Here is a 16,656-nt window from a genome sequence, read left to right on the forward strand (position 1 = left end):
CTTGTCCCCTTTGCGGGATTCACCCCGAACACATCAAACCGTTTTGTGACATCAAGTCATCGTGGAAGCTCCAGAATTCGGTCGCGAAACGATCCACTATGGTCGAAGGTGCTGGGTTGTTTGAACGTACCAATAGGAACCCTGCATCGATGAAAATCGAGAAAGGCCGCAGCACAATCCTGTCTTTGAACTCGATGGCTGCGGCGGGATCGATTATCGCAATTCCCGCCCCTTCTCGGACCAGACTGAGTGCCGTATGCGACAGGCTCACTTCGAGAGAGGGTCGCCGTTGGATGCCGCCAAGAGCGACTTCAACTCGCATGGCGAAGAGTGTGCCAGTTTCCTGCTTTATTATCCGTTCGCCAGCCAGGTCCTGAGGAGTTATCCGCTCGAGACCGGCGAGCCTGTGTCCCATCGGAACAGCAACGATTGCAGCAAGCGAACGGGTTTCCAGAAGAAAGCCGGGACGATCCGAAGGGCCGTCGGCATAGCCAATGTCGGCCCGGCCGGAAGCGACAGCCTCCATGACCATGGTGGAAGGAAGGCCTGTCAATGACGCTTGCAGGTTTGGTTTGTCATCCAGGAACTGAGCGAGAAACCGTGGCAGAAGGTCGTTCGCCAGAGCAGGCATCGCAGCTATGCGAAGGGTGCCGGCCGCCTGTCTGCCGATATCGGCCGCAAGGTTGGCAATGTGATTGAGCCCGACGAATGCCCTGTCGACCTCTTTCCAGAGGGTCGTCGCCTCCTGTGTGGGAATTATGTGGTTTCCGCGCCTTTCGAACAGATGAAGCCCGATTGCATGCTCGAAGTCCTTGATAAGCCGGCTGACGGCTGGCTGGGTCACCAACATCAGCTCTGCTGCCGCTGTCATCTGCCCAGTCAACATGACGGCCCGGAATGCCTCAACCTGCCTTAGGTTCATAGCCTCACCATAACATCTGCTTATTCTCGCCTATCCATTATGAATTTGACCTAATGCGGGCCGAATGTAAACCTGAACTCATAAATGACAACTCTTCCGGACCAACCGGGATCAGACGTGCGGCTAATCGGTCGCGCGCAGGGAACGATATGGATTATTTTCAACTCATGGGCTTCGGCCCTGATGGCTGGGGCTATGATATGCTCAAAGCGACCGGGATGACGGTCGCCGTGGCATTCAGCGGCTTCGCAATCGGCCTTGTCTTCGGCTGCCTTGGTGCCGCCGCAAGCTTTTCAAGCTCGCGCGCTCTTCAGGCAACGGCATCCGCTTACACGACAGCGCTTCGTGGCATTCCGGACCTGCTTATCATCTATCTGTTTTACTTCGGATCGAGCTCCGTCATTACCGGTGTTGCCTCACTTTTCGGAAGTATCGGTTTCGTTGGGGCTCCGACGTTTCTGATCGGCGCGCTTGCGATCGGCGTTGTTTCCGGGGCTTATCAAACCCAGGTGCTGCGCGGCGCGGTTCTGGCGCTCAACAAGGGAGAGGTCGAGGCAGGTCGAGCGTACGGCATGGGTTCTTTCCTGTTGTTCCGCCGGATCGTTCTTCCCCAAGCGGCGCGCTATGCCCTGCCCGGCGTCGGCAACGTCTGGCAGCTGGTCCTCAAGGAATCCGCCCTTATCTCGGTGATCGGCCTTGTCGAACTGATGCGCCAGGCGCAGGTCGGTTCGGGGTCGACGCGCCAGCCGTTCAGCTTCTATCTCACTGCCGCGGCACTCTATCTGTCTATTACTTTTGTCTCCGGACAGGCTTTCCGCCTGGCTGAGGCGCGCTCAATGCGCGGATTGCGGAGGGGCGTGTGATGCCGTTCGATCCCGCATTCCTCTGGCAGACCTTCGTTGCTTTGCTGGCCGGTATTCCGCTCGCGCTCAAGCTCGCGGTTTTTTCGGTTGCGGCAGGTACGGTCCTTGCTTTCGGATTGGCTCTGATGCGTGTGTCGCGCCGCTGGTGGCTTGATCTGCCAGCGCGGTTCTACATTTTCGCGTTTCGTGGCACGCCGCTCCTCGTCCAGATCTACATAATCTACTATGGCCTCAGCCAGTTTCCGGAGCTTCGGCATAGTTTTATCTGGCCATTCCTGCGCGATGCCTACTGGTGCGCGATGGCGGCGCTTGCATTGAATACGGCTGCTTACAGTGCCGAAATCATGCGAGGCGGACTGCTCTCCGTGCCCGCAGGTCAAATTGAAGCCGCCAAAGCCTGCGGTATGGGCAGGGTAAAACTGTTCCGGCGGATCGTCGTCCCGCAGGCGATACGCCAGATGCTGCCAGGCTACAGCAATGAAGTGATCTTGATGGTCAAGTCGACGTCTCTCGCGTCGACCATCACCATCATGGAAATCACCGGAATTGCCGCGAAGCTGATCTCGGAAAGCTATCGCACCGTCGAGGTTTTTGCCTGTGCCGGCGCAATCTACCTCATCCTCAACTTCATCGTCGCGCGTCTCTTCACGTTGCTCGAATGGGCTTTGTGGCCCGAGCGACGCAAAGGGAGACGCACGTCCGATCCCGTCGATCGAAAAGGCGAACTCCATGCCTAACCTTGCTCGCCCAGCTGTTCAGCTGAAAGACATCAGGAAAAACTTCGGTAACCTGGAGGTCCTCCACGGTGTATCGCTGACGGCCAACGAGGGAGAAGTGATCTCGATCCTCGGCTCGTCGGGCTCTGGCAAGTCGACGCTTCTGCGCTGCGTCAATATGCTCGAAGTCCCGAATGCCGGAAGCGTTGCGATCATGGGCGAAGAGATTGCCCTGGAGCATCGAGCCGGCCGGCCCGCTCGTCCAAAGGATATCAAGCAGGTCAACAGGCTCCGGGAGCGAGCGGCAATGGTCTTCCAGAGCTTCAATCTCTGGTCACACCTGACGATACTCCAGAATATTATGGAAGCGCCCTTGCATGTTCAGGGCCGTGACCGGAAATCATGCCGCGATGAGGCTGAGGCATTGCTTGAGCGCGTTGGCATTGGCTCCAAGCGCGATGCCTACCCATCCGAGCTGTCCGGCGGCCAGCAGCAACGTGCAGCAATTGCCCGTGCCCTGGCGATGCGACCGGATGTCATGCTGTTTGATGAGCCCACGTCGGCTCTAGATCCGGAACTGGTCGGCGAAGTTCTAAAGGTCATGCGTGATCTGGCAGCCGAGGGCCGAACCATGCTGATCGTCACTCACGAAATGGATTTTGCCCGCGATGTTTCATCGCGCACGGTCTTCTTGCACCAAGGTGTCATCGCTGAAGAAGGCCTTTCCTCCGAAATGTTCGCCCATCCCCGCACGGATCGTTTCCGACAATTCCTGCGGCGCGACGGCGGTGCATCCCACTGACGATCAACTCGTCACGGCTCGCGTGTCCAGGAAACAAATGAACAGAGGTGAACTTATGAAACTCAAAACTATTCTGTGCGCAGCGCTTCTCCTTGTTGCCGGTCAGGCAGCAGCCCAGGAAAAGTCGATTACAATCGCGACCGAGGGCGGGTATGCGCCTTGGAACTTTTCGGGGCCAGGCGGCAAGCTCGACGGCTTCGAGATCGATCTCGCTAACGCCCTGTGCGAGAAGATGAAGGCGAAATGCCAGATCGTCGCGCAGAACTGGGATGGCATTATCCCGTCGCTGACCGGTAAAAAGTACGATGCGATCATGGCCGCCATGAGCATCACCCCCAAACGGCAGGAAGTGATCGGCTTCTCGACCCCATACGCAGCAGGCATCAACGGTTTTGCCGTCATGGGTGACAACAAGCTGGCGGACATGCCAGGCACGGGCGAAACCTATTCGCTCGACAGCCAGGCGGATGCCGCCAAAAAGGCTATTGCCGATATATCGAGCTTCCTGAACGGCACCTCGGTCGGCGTGCAGGGATCGACCACAGCATCAACATTCCTGGACAAGTATTTCAAGGGTTCCGTGGATATCAAGGAATACAAGTCCGTAGAGGAGCACAACCTCGACCTGACCAGCGGTCGCCTGGATGCTGTTCTGGCAAACGCAACCGTACTCGCCGCAGCAATCGAAAAGCCGGAAATGAAGGGCGCGAAGCTCGTCGGGCCGCTTTTCTCCGGTGGCGAGTTCGGCGTGGTCGCTGTTGGCCTTCGCAAGGAAGACACCGCACTCAAGGCCGATTTTGACGCAGCCATCAAGGCGGCAAGCGAAGACGGCACCATCAAGACGCTCTCGTTGAAGTGGTTCAAAGTGGACGTCACCCCCCATTGATCGGTCGCTTCCAGGGGATACGGCGTTCGCGCCGTATCCCGGTGCTGCGAATAAACAAGAACGCCGAGATACGATGTACGAAGTTGATATGACCATTATCGGGGGCGGCCTGGTTGGCGCCTCCATTGCCTGGGGTCTAGCACGCTCAGGAACGAAACCACTCGTCCTCGATGGCGCGGATCTGGATCTTCGAGCATCGCGCGCCAATTTCGCGCTGGTCTGGGTGCAGGGTAAAGGGCTGCATGCGCCCCATTACGCTCTTTGGTCAGATGCGTCCGCCAAGAGATGGCCGACGATGGCAAAAGCTCTGTTCGACGACAGCGGCATCGACGTCGGTCTTCAACAGGACGGGGCATATACCTTCGCACTCTCTGAAGAGGAACTCGAGGTCAATCGCGAGGATATGGAAAGCATTGCGCTCGAAACAAACGGCCGAGCTCCGCAATTTGAGGTTTTGAATCGCCAGCAGACGCTTGACCGCGTGCCGGGTATCGGCGCGGAGGTTGTAGGCTCGATCTATTGTACTGCGGACGGGCACGTGAATGCACTTCGCCTCTTCCACGCGCTTCACGCAGCGATGGAAAAGAAAGGGGCGACTTATCGTCCAAACCATCAAGTTCAAACCATAGAACCAACGACTGAAGGCTTCATTCTCAAGGGTGGTGGGTTTTCCATATTTTCACGCCGTGTCGTTCTCGCCGCCGGCTTGGAAAACGAGAGGCTTGCGCCAATGGTCGGGCTGTCTTGCCCGCTCAAGCGTAGTAAGGGCCAGATCCTCGTCACGGAAAAGAGCCAGACCGCCCTACCGTGCCTCTCTGCCGGAATGCGTCAAACCGACGAAGGTGGTATCATGATCGGCGATAGCGAAGAGACCGACAGCGCCAAAATCTCATCGTCATCCGACATCAGCGCCGTGCTGGCCAGCCGGGCCTTAAGAATTTTCCCCGCCCTTTCTGATCTGAACGTCCTGCGCAGCTGGACGGGTTTCAGGGTCAAAACGGCGGATGGAATACCCATTTACGATCATTCTGAGCGCCACCCGGGTGCATTCCTCGTCGCCTGCCATTCTGGCGTAACCCTGGCTGCCAATCACGTACTGATCGTGGCACCGCAGATTGCCGCGGGTAAGCTTGACGACGATCTGTCAGCCTTTTCCGCCCGGAGGTTCCATGCTCAACAGGCTGCATAGGATAGAGCAACCCGTCCAGTTCACCTTCGATGGCGTGATCATCCAGGCTGAGCGGGGAGATATGCTCGCCACCGCTTTGCTGGCCGCGGGGATCGACCACGTTCGGCAATCCGTCGTCAGCAAAAGCCCGCGCGCGCCCTACTGCCTGATGGGCGTTTGCTTCGAGTGTTTGGTCACCGTGGATGGCGTGCAGAATCGTCAAGCTTGTCTGACCGAGGTCGAAGACGGGATGACGGTTATGAGCCAGATGGGCGCACCCACATTCCCGAAGCTCGCGACAAGCGAAGAGGGGATAGTCCCATGAGCCTTCGCGACGTTTCAACAGCATCGGACCTTCTGGCTTTTTACGACCTTCTCGTCATCGGCGCAGGACCTGCCGGAATGGCCACTGCGATCGAAGCATCTGCGGCTGGGGCGCGCGTTGCGGTTTTGGACGAAAATCCCCGTCCGGGCGGGCAGATCTACCGCGAGATCACACGAAACAGGCCCGAAAGAAGATCCTATCTCGGTCCCGACTATTGGAACGGAAAGCCGCTCACAGAAGCGTTCCGTCACAGCAACATCGACTATGCGCCACGCGCCACGGTCTGGAGCCTGGAGAACCGGGACGAGACGGCGGATCAGACACGCAATGTCGTCGGCGTGACCGTGGCCGGCTCGGCCCGAATGATTGAAGCTGAGGCTGTTGTTCTTGCCACCGGCGCACAGGAGCGTCCCATGCCGGTGCCCGGCTGGACCTTGCCAGGCGTGATGACCGCGGGCGCTGCTCAGATCGCCCTCAAGGCAGCCGGAGCGATGCCATCGGGACCTGTGGTCATGGCTGGTTGCGGACCACTTCTCTATCTGCTGGCAAGTCAGATCGTCGATGCAGGCGTATCTGATCTCACCGTGCTCGATACTGCTCAATCTCCCTTCCGGCTCGGCGTGCTCCGACACATGCCCGAATTCATGCTTTCACCTTACGTGTTGAAAGGCATCGGCTTGCTGGCGAAGGTAAAACGTCATGCACGCGTGGTTTCCGGCGTCAGATCCATTGCGATCACCGGCATCGAGCGCGCTGAAGGCGTGCGTTTCACCACAACCGGTAACGAACAAGTCCTCCCTGCCAGCTCGGTGCTCGTGCACCAGGGGGTGATTCCGTCGACGAGCCTGACCAATGCAGCGGGCTGTGAGTTGAAATGGAATGACGAACAGCGTGCGTTCGAGCCTGTCGCAGATCATGAAGGTCGGACCACCAAGGCAGGCATTTATGTCGCCGGCGACGGAGCCGGGATCGCAGGTGCTCAAGCCGCGGAGGTCAGCGGACGCATCGTTGCACTTGCGGCACTTTCTGACTTGCGGCTTGGCAGTACAACGGCAGTGCCTACGCCGATCAAATCTCTGCACAAGAAAGCCCGCCGCTTCCTGCGCGGAAGGGCGTTTCTGGATGCTCTCTACACACCCCGTTCGGGCTTCCTCGCACCGGCGGACCCCGAAACGATCGTCTGCCGCTGTGAAGAAATCACAGTGCGCAAGCTGCGGGAGGCCATTGCGCTTGGGCCCCCCGGTCCGAACCAGTTGAAAACATTTGTTCGCTGCGGAATGGGCCAATGCCAGGGCCGTCTTTGTGCTGCGACCGTTACGGAAATCATGGCGGAGGAAAGAAAGGTCAGCCCCGGCGACGTGGGAACCTATCGCCTCCGTTCGCCGGTCAAACCCGTTCGGCTTGCTGAACTTGCACATCTCCCGCACACGCCCCACGCGCTGAAGGCGGTAACCGGCAGGGATCCTGTCGATCACGACACCAACGAAGCAGGACATTTCTCATGACAGAGCGACTTATCCGGATTCCGACATTGCATCGCGTCGTCAAGCACAACGGCATCGCCTACATCGGCGGGATCGTCGCTGACGATGAAAGCCTCGACATGGAAGGGCAGACCCGTCAGGTCCTGACCAAGCTCGATGCATATCTCAAAGAGGCAGGCTCAGAACGCGCAAACCTGCTCTCCGCCACGATCTTTATCACCGACATGAACGTGAAGCCGCAAATGGATGCGGTGTGGAAGGAATGGTTTGCGCCGGAGGAGTTGCCCGCCCGCGCGACCATCGGCGTCGCTGATCTCGGCGACACGGCGCTCATCGAGATCATAGCGACCGCTCACTACTGAACCTGGCGAAGCCTTGGAGGCGGCTGCAAGATCGCAGTCGCTGCTGGAGATTGTTATGGAATGCATACTGATCGGAGCACCGCTGCAAATTGGAGCAGGACATCTCGGTTGCGAGATGGGTCCGAGCGCGTTCAGGATCGCCGGTCTTGCCGGCGCGCTTGAAGAATTGGGGCACAGGGTTCGGGACCTCGGCAATCTGGGTTCGAAGTCTGTTCCGGCGATCGCCCATGCCAACGCTTCCGTCCATCACCTCGGTGAAACGGTGGCATGGATCAAGCTGCTTTCGGCGGCAGCTTACGAACACAGCAATAACAGTGTGCCGATCTTTCTTGGCGGCGATCACACGATCTCCGCAGGAACGATCCCGGGAATTGCACGGCGCGCCTCGGAGAACGGTCGCCAACTCTTTGTTCTCTGGCTTGACGCCCACACCGATTTCCATACGCTGGAAACCACCGTCAGCGGAAACCTGCATGGCACGCCTGTGGCCTACTATACTGGCCGGCGTGGATTCGAGGGTTTCTTTCCAGCGCTGAACCACGCCGTCCCGCCCGAAAACCTATGCATGATCGGCATCAGGAGCGTTGATCCCGCAGAGCGGGACGCGCTGCGGTCCTCGTCGATAACCGTGCATGACATGCGTGCCATCGATGAACACGGGGTCGCCAGCGTGACTCGAACGTTCCTCGATCGCGTCCGCGCCGCGAACGGGATGTTGCATGTCAGCTTCGACGTCGACTTTCTCGATCCGGAAATTGCACCCGCCGTTGGAACGACTGTCCCCGGCGGCGCGACGTTCCGCGAAGCGCACCTGATCATGGAAATGCTTCACGACAGCGGTCTAGTCACCAGCCTGGATCTCGTCGAATTGAACCCCTTTCTCGATGAGCGCGGGAAGACCGCAAGGCTCATCGTAGATCTCGTTGCAAGTCTCATGGGCAAGCGGGTCATGGATAGACCAACCCGCGCTGCCTGAAATCTACCGTCGAATGACCGGAGGAATAATGACCGTCGATCGCAAGCTAAACGTGGTTCCGTTCGTAAGTGTGGATCACATGATGAAACTGGTACTCAAGGTGGGTATCGATACCTTTCTCACTGAACTGGCGGCGGCGATCGAGGAAGACTTTCGCCGTTGGCCCATTTTTGACAAGACGCCCAGGGTTGGCTCCCACTCCAACGAGGGCGTCATCGAGCTGATGCCAACCAGCGATGGTGCACTCTATGGCTTCAAATACGTCAACGGCCATCCGAAAAACACGCGTGATGGCCGCCAAACAGTCACCGCTTTCGGTGTCCTTGCCGATGTCGGAAACGGCTATCCGCTGCTTTTTTCGGAGATGACGATACTGACCGCGCTTCGCACTGCTGCGACATCCGCTCTTGCCGCGAAGTATCTGGCGCGACCGAACTCACGAACGATGGCCATCATCGGTAACGGCGCCCAGAGTGAGTTCCAGGCTCGCGCCTTCAGAGCACTCCTCGGAATCCAGGAACTGCGTCTCTACGACATTGATCCAGCGGCGACGCGGAAATGCACACGCAATCTTACCGGGCTTGGCTTCAACATCGTTGAATGCAAATCGGTCGCCGACGCCGTTGAGGGCGCAGACATCATCACCACTGTCACCGCCGACAAACAGTACGCAACAATCGTGTCTGACAATCATGTCGGACCAGGTGTTCATATCAACGCTGTAGGCGGCGATTGCCCCGGCAAGACGGAGATCAGCAAAGAGGTCCTGCTGCGCTCGGACATCTTCATAGAGTATCCACCGCAGACCTGGATCGAAGGCGACATTCAGCAGCTTCCCGCGTCGCATCCGGTTACTGAGCTTTGGCAGGTTATAACCGGCGATGCGATCGGCCGAAGCAATGATAAGCAGATCACTTTGTTCGATAGCGTCGGCTTCGCAATCGAGGACTTCTCGGCCTTGCGCTATGTCCGCGGCAAGATTGCCGAATTCGCCTTGTTTACCGAGCTGGATTTGCTGGCAGATCCAGACGAGCCTCGCGACCTCTATGGCATGCTCCTGCGCTGTGAGAAAAAGCTCGAGCTGGCATAGGCCCAATTGAGGCCAGAAAATCAGCCATGTTGTATAGGAGAATGAAGAAACTCTTCTTGCACATGACAGTGATCCCACCGCTTGTTCAAGCGAATGCTGCTGCTTGTCTAATAACAACGACGTAAATTAAAAATAAACGTCTGACAATTGTACGGATATACAATGAAGATTGGACACATAAATCTAAATGAGGTGTCTTTTTCTAAAATATATCAAATTTATAGACTAAATGAACTTTCCTTTATTGAAGGCACAAGATCATATAGCGCCATTGCGAAACGACGCAGCTTACAATTATGAACTCATGAAAGGCGCCTGTATGTCATCAAAAGTCACCATTCTCGACGGGGGTATGGGTCGCGAATTGCTGCGCAGCGGCGCGCCGTTTCGACAGCCCGAATGGTCCGCGCTTGCGCTGATTGAAGCCCCGGAGTTCGTCGAAAAGGCGCATGACGCTTTCGTCGCGGCAGGCGCGGATGTCATTACCACGAACAGCTATGCCGTGGTGCCCTTCCACGTCGGTGACAAACGCTTCGCCGAGGATGGCCTTGCGCTTGTAAGCCTCTCTGGAAAGCTCGCTCGCGCAGCAGCCGCGAAGGCTGGCGGCCACGTTCGTGTAGCCGGATCGCTGCCCCCGGTCTTTGGCTCTTATCGTCCCGATCTGTTCGATCCGGGCAAGGCTCCAGAGATTCTCAGCGTCCTCGTCCAGGGGCTAGGCCCGTACGTGGATTTCTGGCTGGCGGAGACCCAGGGTTCACTCCGCGAGGTCGAAACAATCCGCGCGGTTCTGGGCAACGACACCCGTCCGCTCTGGCTCTCGTTCACCCTTGAGGATGGCAGGGGGGTCGAGGATGTAATTTCCGGGCGCAGTCTACCGACGCTTCGATCTGGCGAAGCCGTGGCCGATGCGGCGGTAAAGGCAGTGGAACTTGGCGCCGGCGCGCTGCTGTTCAACTGCAGCCAGGCGGAAATCATGGAGGCAGCAATCAGAGCTGCGCGCAGGGCACTCGGTACACGCGGCTACTCAACGCCGATCGGCGTCTATGCCAACGCTTTCGTGCCGAAACCGGAACCAGACGCGACATTGCCTGCCAATGCTGGCTTGAGCGGTCTCCGCGACGATCTTGATCCTCCCGGCTACCTGCTGTTTGCTCGTCGCTGGGTCGAAGCCGGCGCCACGATCGTCGGCGGCTGCTGCGGCATTGGCCCGGAACATATCGCAGAACTCCGTCAAACCTTCGATCCGCGGCCAGTCGCCGCCTGACCTTCACCCCCCTCTTCGAGAGCCGATCATGACACAGCACCCGCATCTTAGCGCCCCTCTGGAACTGGGCCGCCGCCGTTTTCTCAAGGCAAGCGCCGCCGTCGCTGCCAGCACATTGCTCCTTCCCGGCATGGCGCGCGCCGCCGGGCCGAAGAAAGGCGGCCACCTGATCCTCGGGATCGACAACGCCTCGACCTCCGACCGCCTCGACCCGGCCTACTATTTCGAAGCCTATACCTATAATGTGGGCCTCCAGCTTTTCAACACGCTGACCGATCTCAACGACGATTCCAGCTTGCGCGCTGGTCTCGCCGAAAGCTGGGAGCCTGCGAAGGGCGGTAGCGAATGGATCTTCCGGCTTCGCAAGGGCGTGCAGTTCCACAACGGCAAGGAACTGACGCCAGAGGACGTCATCTATTCGCTCAATCATCACCGCGGCGAGAAATCGGAATCGGCTGGCAAAGGCTATCTTTTGAGCGTGACCGACATCGTAAAGTCAGCACCGAATGAAGTCACCTTCAAGCTCAATGGCGCAAACGCAGACTTTCCCTATCTGTTGGGAGACGTACATTTCGGCATTACGCCGGATGGTGAGAATTTCGACAAGGGCATAGGTACTGGAGCCTTCATTCTGGAGGACTTCCAGCCCGGCGTACGCACACTGGCCAAGCGCAATCCGAACTATTGGGATCCGGAACGCGGACACGTCGATTCCGTTGAGACTGTCGCCTACAACGACAAATCCGCGCGTGTCGCCGCACTGCTCAGCAAGTCGGTGCATGTAGTGAACAATGTCGAGTCCCGCGTCGCACAGCGCCTGAAGGGACAACAGGGCATCACGCTCCAAACAGAAGCGGACTCCTCGATCGTCCTGTTTGTCGGTCGCGCCGACGCCGACCCCTTCAAGAATATCGACGTCAGACTGGCGCTCAAATACGCCATTGACCGCGAGCAGATCGTATCCTCCATCCTCAATGGAGCCGGGACGGCCTCAAACGATAATCCCATCTTCCCCTCCAACCGCTATTTTACGAGCGACGTGCCGAACCACGCCTACGATCCGGACCAGGCAGCATTTCATTGGAAGAAAGCAGGCTTCGACGGAAAGATCGTCCTGTCGGCGGCCGACGGTGCGACTTTCTCCGGCGCAGTCGATGCAGCCCAGCTCTATCAGCAGTCGGCTGAAAAGGCCGGCATCCCTTTCGAGGTCAATCGCGTACCAGCCGACGGCTACTGGAATGATGTGTGGCTGAAGCATCCCTTCGTCGCTTCCGGCTGGGCCGCGCGGCCGACCGCAGATGCTATGCTGTCGCTGATCTATCTTTCCGACGCCCCATGGAATGAGTCCGGCTGGAAGAGCAAGGCTTTCGACGAGTTGGTTCTTGCGGCCCGCGGTGAACTTGATGAGGACAAGCGCAAGAAGCTCTACCACGACGCCCAGGTGCTGATCGTCGAGGAAAACAGCTCGGTCATCCCGGCATATGCCGCACAGATCAGCGCCTCCGCCTCCAACCTCAAGGGCTTCAAGGCAATCCCAGGCCAGATTGGCCCGCGCACCGCCGAAAAGGTGTGGTTCGACGAATAGGCAAGGGCTTCCGGGCAGGCTGGTTTTCCGGTCGGCTCACCTCATGGAGACATATTGATGACCATTGCGGAGCCCAACGACGCCTTGGCGACCGAGCAGACAAACAGAAGGCGACGCGGGCTCGCCGGCTATATCTTGCGACGCCTCGCCGCGGGGATCGGCTTGTTGCTTGTGCTGTCGAGCCTAGTGTTCGTCGGCAGCGAGCTTCTGCCTGGCGATGCGGCAACCGCACTTCTCGGACGCTCGGCCACGCCTGCAGCGCTTGCAGAACTACGCCAAAGGCTTGGCCTCGATCAGCCTCTTCCCATCCGCTATCTCTCCTGGCTGAACGCATTCGTTCACGGCGATCTCGGCACAAGCCTGCTGAATGGGCGGAGCGTCGCTGCAAGCATCGCCGCAAGGCTGGGCAATACGCTACTCCTGGCCGGGATCGCAGCCTTCGTGGCCGTGCCCCTCGCCGTGCTCCTCGGACTTCTGTCAGCTCGATATCGTGGCAGCATGATCGACAGGACGATCTCGCTCCTTACGCGCGCCTTCGTGGCGCTCCCGGAATTTTTCATCGGATACCTGCTTATCTATGTGCTTTCGATCTCGCTCGGATGGTTCGCGAGCAGCAGCACGGTGTTCGCGAACATGAGCCTTGGCAACCGTATCGCCGCGATTACGCTGCCCAGCCTAACGCTCGTCCTCGTTGTCACCGGCCATATCGCCGCAATGGTGCGCGCCTCGGTGCTGGATGTTCTCGAGAAGCCATTCATCGAAATGGCGGTGCTGAAGGGGGTGCCGCACGGCACGGTGGTCTGGCGCCACGCGTTACCGAACGCTCTTTCGCCAATCATCAACGTCGTGCTGGTCAATCTTGCGTATCTCGTCGCCGGTGTCGTCGTGGTGGAGGTCATATTTGTCTATCCCGGCATGGGCCAGTTCATGGTCGACAGCGTCGTCAATCGCGACGTGCCCGTTGTCCAGGCGACCGCACTTTTGTTCGCCAGTGTCTATATCGGGCTCAATCTCTGCGCGGATGTCCTCTCCGTGCTCGCCAATCCCCGTCTGGGGTTTCAATCGTGAGCGCCGTCAAACTTCCACTTTCCGTCATCCTGTCACTCCTGACGATTGGGGTTTGCCTCCTCGTTACCCTCACTGCGCCCTTCATCGCGCCCCACGGCGTGAACGAGATCGTTGGACCCGGCTGGGAGCCACCGTCCGCGTCCCATCTGTTCGGCACTGACATGATCGGCCGAGACCTCTTGTCACGCTTCATCTGGGGCGCTCGCGTCACCATACTGACTGCAGCTACCGCCGTCCTCATCGCCTTTGTGGCGGGTACCGGCTTCGGTCTTCTGGCGGGGCTGCGCAAGGGCTGGCTTGACATGGTGCTGTCGCGATTCGTCGATCTCGTTATGGCGATGCCGACGCTCATTCTGGCAATGGTGCTTCTCACCATCCTGCCGCGTTCGGTTTTCTTCATCGTGGCGATCATAGCGCTCGTGGAGGCGACCCGTTTCTTTCGCCTGGCACGGTTGATCGCGGCTGATACAGCGGCTCTTGACTATGTCGAGGCAGCGTATCTACGTGGCGAGAAAACGAGCTGGATCATTCTGCGCGAGATCCTTCCCAACGGCATGGCGCCACTTCTGGCCGAGCTTGGCCTGCGCTTCGTCTTCTCAGTTCTCTTCCTGTCCACCCTGTCCTTTTTGGGGCTGGGCGTCCAACCGCCGGTAACCGACTGGGGAAGCCTGATCAAAGAGAACAAGGACGGGCTGCTGTTCGGGGTCACGGCAGCCCTTGTACCGGGAGCGGCAATCGCAGTGCTCGCCATTGCCGTCAGCTCAGTGGTGGATTGGGTCTCGGCCGGGCGCGATGGTGGGCCGAAAACATGAACCCCACTCTTCTCGACATTCGCAACCTCACCATTCGACCCACCGGCAGCTCAGTATCGGCGTTGATCGTGGAGAATGTCTCGCTCCGCATCGAACGCGGTAGCGTTCTCGGCCTGATAGGTGAATCCGGCGCAGGAAAGTCCACCATTGGCCTTGCCGCCCTCGGATATGTGAGACCCGGAACCGAACGCATCGATGGATCGGTGCAATTCGACGGGATCGACCTGTTCCGCCTGCCTGAGCCGCAGCGCCGGGCGCTGCGCGGCCAGCGGATCGCCTATGTTGCACAGTCGGCTGCGGCGTCGTTCAACCCGGCCTTTCGGCTAATCGACCAGATAATAGAATCGAGCCTGCGTAGCGGCCGTTTCAGTAAGGCGGCAGCGACCGACCGCGCCCTTGCCCTGCTCGATGTGCTCGGCCTCGATGCAAAGGCAATTGCGGTCCGGTTTCCTCATGAAGTCTCGGGAGGCCAGCTGCAGCGTGCCATGACAGCGATGGCACTCTGCACCAAGCCGGATCTTGTCGTATTCGATGAACCCACCACCGCGCTGGACGTTGGGACGCAACGGGAGGTTTTGGGCGCGATCCGCAAGGCAATAGCGCTCGAATCGGCAGCGGCTATCTATATCAGTCATGACCTGCCGCTCGTCGCACAGATCGCCGACAGCGTGCACGTCCTTCGCCGGGGACGAAGTATCGAGGAAGGCCCGGTGACAACCCTCATCCGCAACCCGTCTGCCCCTTACACCAGGGCTTTGCTCTCAGCAGGAACTCTCAGTTTTACCGCGCCTCCCGAGACCAGCGAGTCGGTTCTGGAAGTGCAGGGCGTTACTGCCGGCTACGACAGAACGCGGCCGGTAGTAAATGACGTTTCGCTCAGTGTCTGCCGGGGAGAAACGCTTGCGCTCGTCGGGAAATCGGGATCAGGGAAGTCGACGCTCGGTCGGATCGTAAACGGGCTGCTCCTTCCAACCTCCGGCCAGATATTGTTCGAAGGAAAACCCCTCGCCGCCTCTATCCATGACCGCCCCCTTGCACACCGCAGGGCCATCCAGACCATTCACCAGACGCCAGACACCGCGCTTAATCCGAGGCACCGCGTAGGAGAAATCATTGGTCGACCCTTTGCCCTCTACGAGGGTCTGCGCGGCCGGGAGCGCGATCGTCGCGTCGAGGAGATGCTCGACCAGGTGGAGCTTGGCCGCGATATGGCGGGGCGCTTCCCAGCTGAGCTATCCGGCGGACAGAAACAGCGCGTCGCCATCGCGCGAGCGCTTGCCGCCCGTCCTCTGATGCTTGTTTGCGACGAGCCGACGTCGTCGCTGGATGCACTGGTGGCCCGCGAGGTACTCGGACTTCTCATGCGCCTGCAGGCGGACGAAGGCATCGCATGCCTCTTCATCACCCATGACTTGAACATTGTCAGCGCCATTGCCGGTCGCACTGCCGTTCTGGACAACGGCCAAATCGTGCGGTCAGGGGCAACGGCCGAAGTGCTTCGCCAGCCCTCTGATTCACATGCAGCGGCGCTCGTCGAGTCTATCCCTTGGTTCCCATGAGCCGGAGACAGCGAGGATATCGATATGGCTACGCAAATCCAGAACGACCGAGCGGCGATCAACGACGCGGAGAGCAAGCCCGGTGCTGCTGGGGACTATGTGTTTTCAATCACAAACGCGGTGATTGCAGTCCTCTTTTTCATCAGCTCCAGGGAATATTCACATTTTTGCATCCTGCAGGACGCAATCCTATGAGGTCCGGCCGGCAAATTTTAACGGCACTTCGCCCAATCGAGATCGAAACCAACGCTGTGGATAAAAAACGCGGATTGTTGCGCTTCGAATCGACTGCACAGATTAAACTGACAAAGGAGTTGAAGACCACCGTCTGGTCACCGTTCGAGTTTGCCAACTGTCCGGGCAGATAGCCACGACAAAGATATAAACGACGACAGACGGAGGACGACGAATGCAGCATTGGCTGGACAAGCTCACCGATCTCGCCACAATTGAGGGCGATGAGTGCATCCTCAAAACAGGGCTGGCGTGTGTCGCCGACCATTTCGGCTTCACCGGCTATGCCTATCTCCACATCCAGCACAGGCACATCATCGCCGTGACCAACTATCATCACGATTGGCGGTCGCTCTACTTCGACAAGAAATTCGACGCGCTCGACCCGGTCGTCAAACGCGCAAGATCCAGAAAGCAGGTCTTTGCCTGGTCTGGCGAGCAGGAGAGGCCGAGACTATCGACAGAAGAGCGTGCCTTCTATGCACAAGCGGCCGATTTTGGCATCCGCTCCGGCATCACCATCCCCATCAGGACCGCCAA

General features: G+C 58.7%; 18 protein-coding genes. 17 read left to right on the forward strand and 1 reads right to left on the reverse strand.

What is annotated here, in order from left to right; all coding sequences use genetic code 11:
* Nucleotides 1-19 precede the first annotated feature (19 nt).
* Nucleotides 20-922, reverse strand: a complete 903-nt coding sequence (locus DXT96_RS26595; RefSeq protein ID WP_071208365.1) for a LysR family transcriptional regulator — start codon at nt 920-922, stop codon at nt 20-22.
* Nucleotides 923-1,071: 149 nt separating this feature from the next.
* On the opposite strand from DXT96_RS26595, the gene DXT96_RS26600 reads away from it, so the two are divergent.
* From DXT96_RS26600 to traR, 17 genes are all read left to right on the forward strand, one after another.
* The gene (locus tag DXT96_RS26600; protein ID WP_174113501.1) at nt 1,072-1,785 is read left to right on the forward strand and encodes an ABC transporter permease; all 714 of its coding nucleotides are present in this window, start codon (nt 1,072-1,074) and stop codon (nt 1,783-1,785) included.
* On the forward strand, nt 1,785-2,522 hold the full coding sequence (gene occM, locus DXT96_RS26605) for an octopine ABC transporter permease OccM (RefSeq protein ID WP_060718062.1): 738 nt from the start codon (nt 1,785-1,787) through the stop codon (nt 2,520-2,522). The genes DXT96_RS26600 and occM overlap by 1 nt, the downstream gene beginning before the upstream one ends.
* Nucleotides 2,515-3,303 carry an octopine ABC transporter ATP-binding protein OccP gene (occP, locus tag DXT96_RS26610; protein WP_071208364.1) on the forward strand — a complete coding sequence of 263 codons (789 nt, stop codon included), beginning with the start codon at nt 2,515-2,517 and terminating at the stop codon, nt 3,301-3,303. The genes occM and occP overlap by 8 nt, the downstream gene beginning before the upstream one ends.
* A 55-nt stretch (nt 3,304-3,358) precedes the next feature.
* Nucleotides 3,359-4,189: an octopine ABC transporter substrate-binding protein OccT gene (occT, locus tag DXT96_RS26615; RefSeq protein ID WP_071208363.1), complete on the forward strand. Its 831-nt coding sequence runs from the start codon at nt 3,359-3,361 to the stop codon at nt 4,187-4,189.
* 73 nt (nt 4,190-4,262) lie between these two features.
* Complete coding sequence (gene ooxB, locus DXT96_RS26620) at nt 4,263-5,378, forward strand: opine oxidase subunit OoxB (protein WP_153517170.1); 1,116 nt, start codon at nt 4,263-4,265, stop codon at nt 5,376-5,378.
* Nucleotides 5,359-5,682, forward strand: a complete 324-nt coding sequence (locus DXT96_RS26625; RefSeq protein WP_071208361.1) for a (2Fe-2S)-binding protein — start codon at nt 5,359-5,361, stop codon at nt 5,680-5,682. The genes ooxB and DXT96_RS26625 overlap by 20 nt, the downstream gene beginning before the upstream one ends.
* Nucleotides 5,679-7,187, forward strand: coding sequence for an opine oxidase subunit OoxA (ooxA, locus tag DXT96_RS26630; RefSeq protein WP_153517171.1), 1,509 nt, complete (start codon nt 5,679-5,681; stop codon nt 7,185-7,187). The genes DXT96_RS26625 and ooxA overlap by 4 nt, the downstream gene beginning before the upstream one ends.
* Complete coding sequence (locus DXT96_RS26635; RefSeq protein WP_153517172.1) at nt 7,184-7,528, forward strand: RidA family protein; 345 nt, start codon at nt 7,184-7,186, stop codon at nt 7,526-7,528. The genes ooxA and DXT96_RS26635 overlap by 4 nt, the downstream gene beginning before the upstream one ends.
* 55 nt (nt 7,529-7,583) lie before the next feature.
* Nucleotides 7,584-8,504: an arginase gene (rocF, locus tag DXT96_RS26640; protein WP_153517180.1), complete on the forward strand. Its 921-nt coding sequence runs from the start codon at nt 7,584-7,586 to the stop codon at nt 8,502-8,504.
* A gap of 28 nt (nt 8,505-8,532) precedes the next feature.
* Entirely contained in the window at nt 8,533-9,594 is a 1,062-nt protein-coding gene (gene ocd / locus DXT96_RS26645) for an ornithine cyclodeaminase (protein ID WP_153517173.1), read from the forward strand.
* Nucleotides 9,595-9,913: 319 nt separating this feature from the next.
* Nucleotides 9,914-10,858 carry a homocysteine S-methyltransferase family protein gene (locus DXT96_RS26650; RefSeq protein WP_153517174.1) on the forward strand — a complete coding sequence of 315 codons (945 nt, stop codon included), beginning with the start codon at nt 9,914-9,916 and terminating at the stop codon, nt 10,856-10,858.
* A 28-nt stretch (nt 10,859-10,886) separates the two neighbouring features.
* The gene (locus DXT96_RS26655; RefSeq protein WP_153517175.1) at nt 10,887-12,443 is read left to right on the forward strand and encodes an ABC transporter substrate-binding protein; all 1,557 of its coding nucleotides are present in this window, start codon (nt 10,887-10,889) and stop codon (nt 12,441-12,443) included.
* Nucleotides 12,444-12,500: 57 nt separating this feature from the next.
* Nucleotides 12,501-13,511 carry an ABC transporter permease gene (locus DXT96_RS26660; RefSeq protein ID WP_153517176.1) on the forward strand — a complete coding sequence of 337 codons (1,011 nt, stop codon included), beginning with the start codon at nt 12,501-12,503 and terminating at the stop codon, nt 13,509-13,511.
* A complete protein-coding gene (locus DXT96_RS26665; protein ID WP_174113504.1) occupies nt 13,508-14,323 on the forward strand; it encodes an ABC transporter permease in 816 nt (271 codons plus the stop codon). Before DXT96_RS26660 ends, DXT96_RS26665 begins: the two co-directional genes overlap by 4 nt.
* Entirely contained in the window at nt 14,320-15,882 is a 1,563-nt protein-coding gene (locus tag DXT96_RS26670) for an ABC transporter ATP-binding protein (RefSeq protein ID WP_153517177.1), read from the forward strand. Before DXT96_RS26665 ends, DXT96_RS26670 begins: the two co-directional genes overlap by 4 nt.
* A 24-nt stretch (nt 15,883-15,906) precedes the next feature.
* Nucleotides 15,907-16,077 (forward strand): hypothetical protein, encoded by a 171-nt coding sequence (locus DXT96_RS26675; protein WP_153517178.1) that lies wholly within the window; start codon nt 15,907-15,909, stop codon nt 16,075-16,077.
* A gap of 214 nt (nt 16,078-16,291) precedes the next feature.
* On the forward strand, nt 16,292-16,656 hold a 365-nt coding region (gene traR / locus DXT96_RS26680; RefSeq protein ID WP_153517179.1), incomplete at its 3' end, for a transcriptional regulator TraR.

It is taken from the genome of Agrobacterium sp. ICMP 6402 (assembly GCF_009498615.1).
Lineage (GTDB): Bacteria > Pseudomonadota > Alphaproteobacteria > Rhizobiales > Rhizobiaceae > Agrobacterium > Agrobacterium burrii.

Coding starts and splice junctions, on each gene's coding strand:
- DXT96_RS26675 (WP_153517178.1), top strand. CDS start 15,907: ATGGCTACGCAAATCCAGAACGACCGAGCGGCGATCAACGACGCGGAG.
- DXT96_RS26635 (WP_153517172.1), top strand. CDS start 7,184: ATGACAGAGCGACTTATCCGGATTCCGACATTGCATCGCGTCGTCAAG.
- occT (WP_071208363.1), top strand. CDS start 3,359: ATGAAACTCAAAACTATTCTGTGCGCAGCGCTTCTCCTTGTTGCCGGT.
- occP (WP_071208364.1), top strand. CDS start 2,515: ATGCCTAACCTTGCTCGCCCAGCTGTTCAGCTGAAAGACATCAGGAAA.
- DXT96_RS26670 (WP_153517177.1), top strand. CDS start 14,320: ATGAACCCCACTCTTCTCGACATTCGCAACCTCACCATTCGACCCACC.
- DXT96_RS26600 (WP_174113501.1), top strand. CDS start 1,072: ATGGATTATTTTCAACTCATGGGCTTCGGCCCTGATGGCTGGGGCTAT.
- DXT96_RS26655 (WP_153517175.1), top strand. CDS start 10,887: ATGACACAGCACCCGCATCTTAGCGCCCCTCTGGAACTGGGCCGCCGC.
- ooxA (WP_153517171.1), top strand. CDS start 5,679: ATGAGCCTTCGCGACGTTTCAACAGCATCGGACCTTCTGGCTTTTTAC.
- occM (WP_060718062.1), top strand. CDS start 1,785: ATGCCGTTCGATCCCGCATTCCTCTGGCAGACCTTCGTTGCTTTGCTG.
- DXT96_RS26650 (WP_153517174.1), top strand. CDS start 9,914: ATGTCATCAAAAGTCACCATTCTCGACGGGGGTATGGGTCGCGAATTG.
- rocF (WP_153517180.1), top strand. CDS start 7,584: ATGGAATGCATACTGATCGGAGCACCGCTGCAAATTGGAGCAGGACAT.
- DXT96_RS26625 (WP_071208361.1), top strand. CDS start 5,359: ATGCTCAACAGGCTGCATAGGATAGAGCAACCCGTCCAGTTCACCTTC.
- ooxB (WP_153517170.1), top strand. CDS start 4,263: ATGTACGAAGTTGATATGACCATTATCGGGGGCGGCCTGGTTGGCGCC.
- DXT96_RS26660 (WP_153517176.1), top strand. CDS start 12,501: ATGACCATTGCGGAGCCCAACGACGCCTTGGCGACCGAGCAGACAAAC.
- DXT96_RS26595 (WP_071208365.1), bottom strand. CDS start 922: ATGAACCTAAGGCAGGTTGAGGCATTCCGGGCCGTCATGTTGACTGGG.
- ocd (WP_153517173.1), top strand. CDS start 8,533: ATGACCGTCGATCGCAAGCTAAACGTGGTTCCGTTCGTAAGTGTGGAT.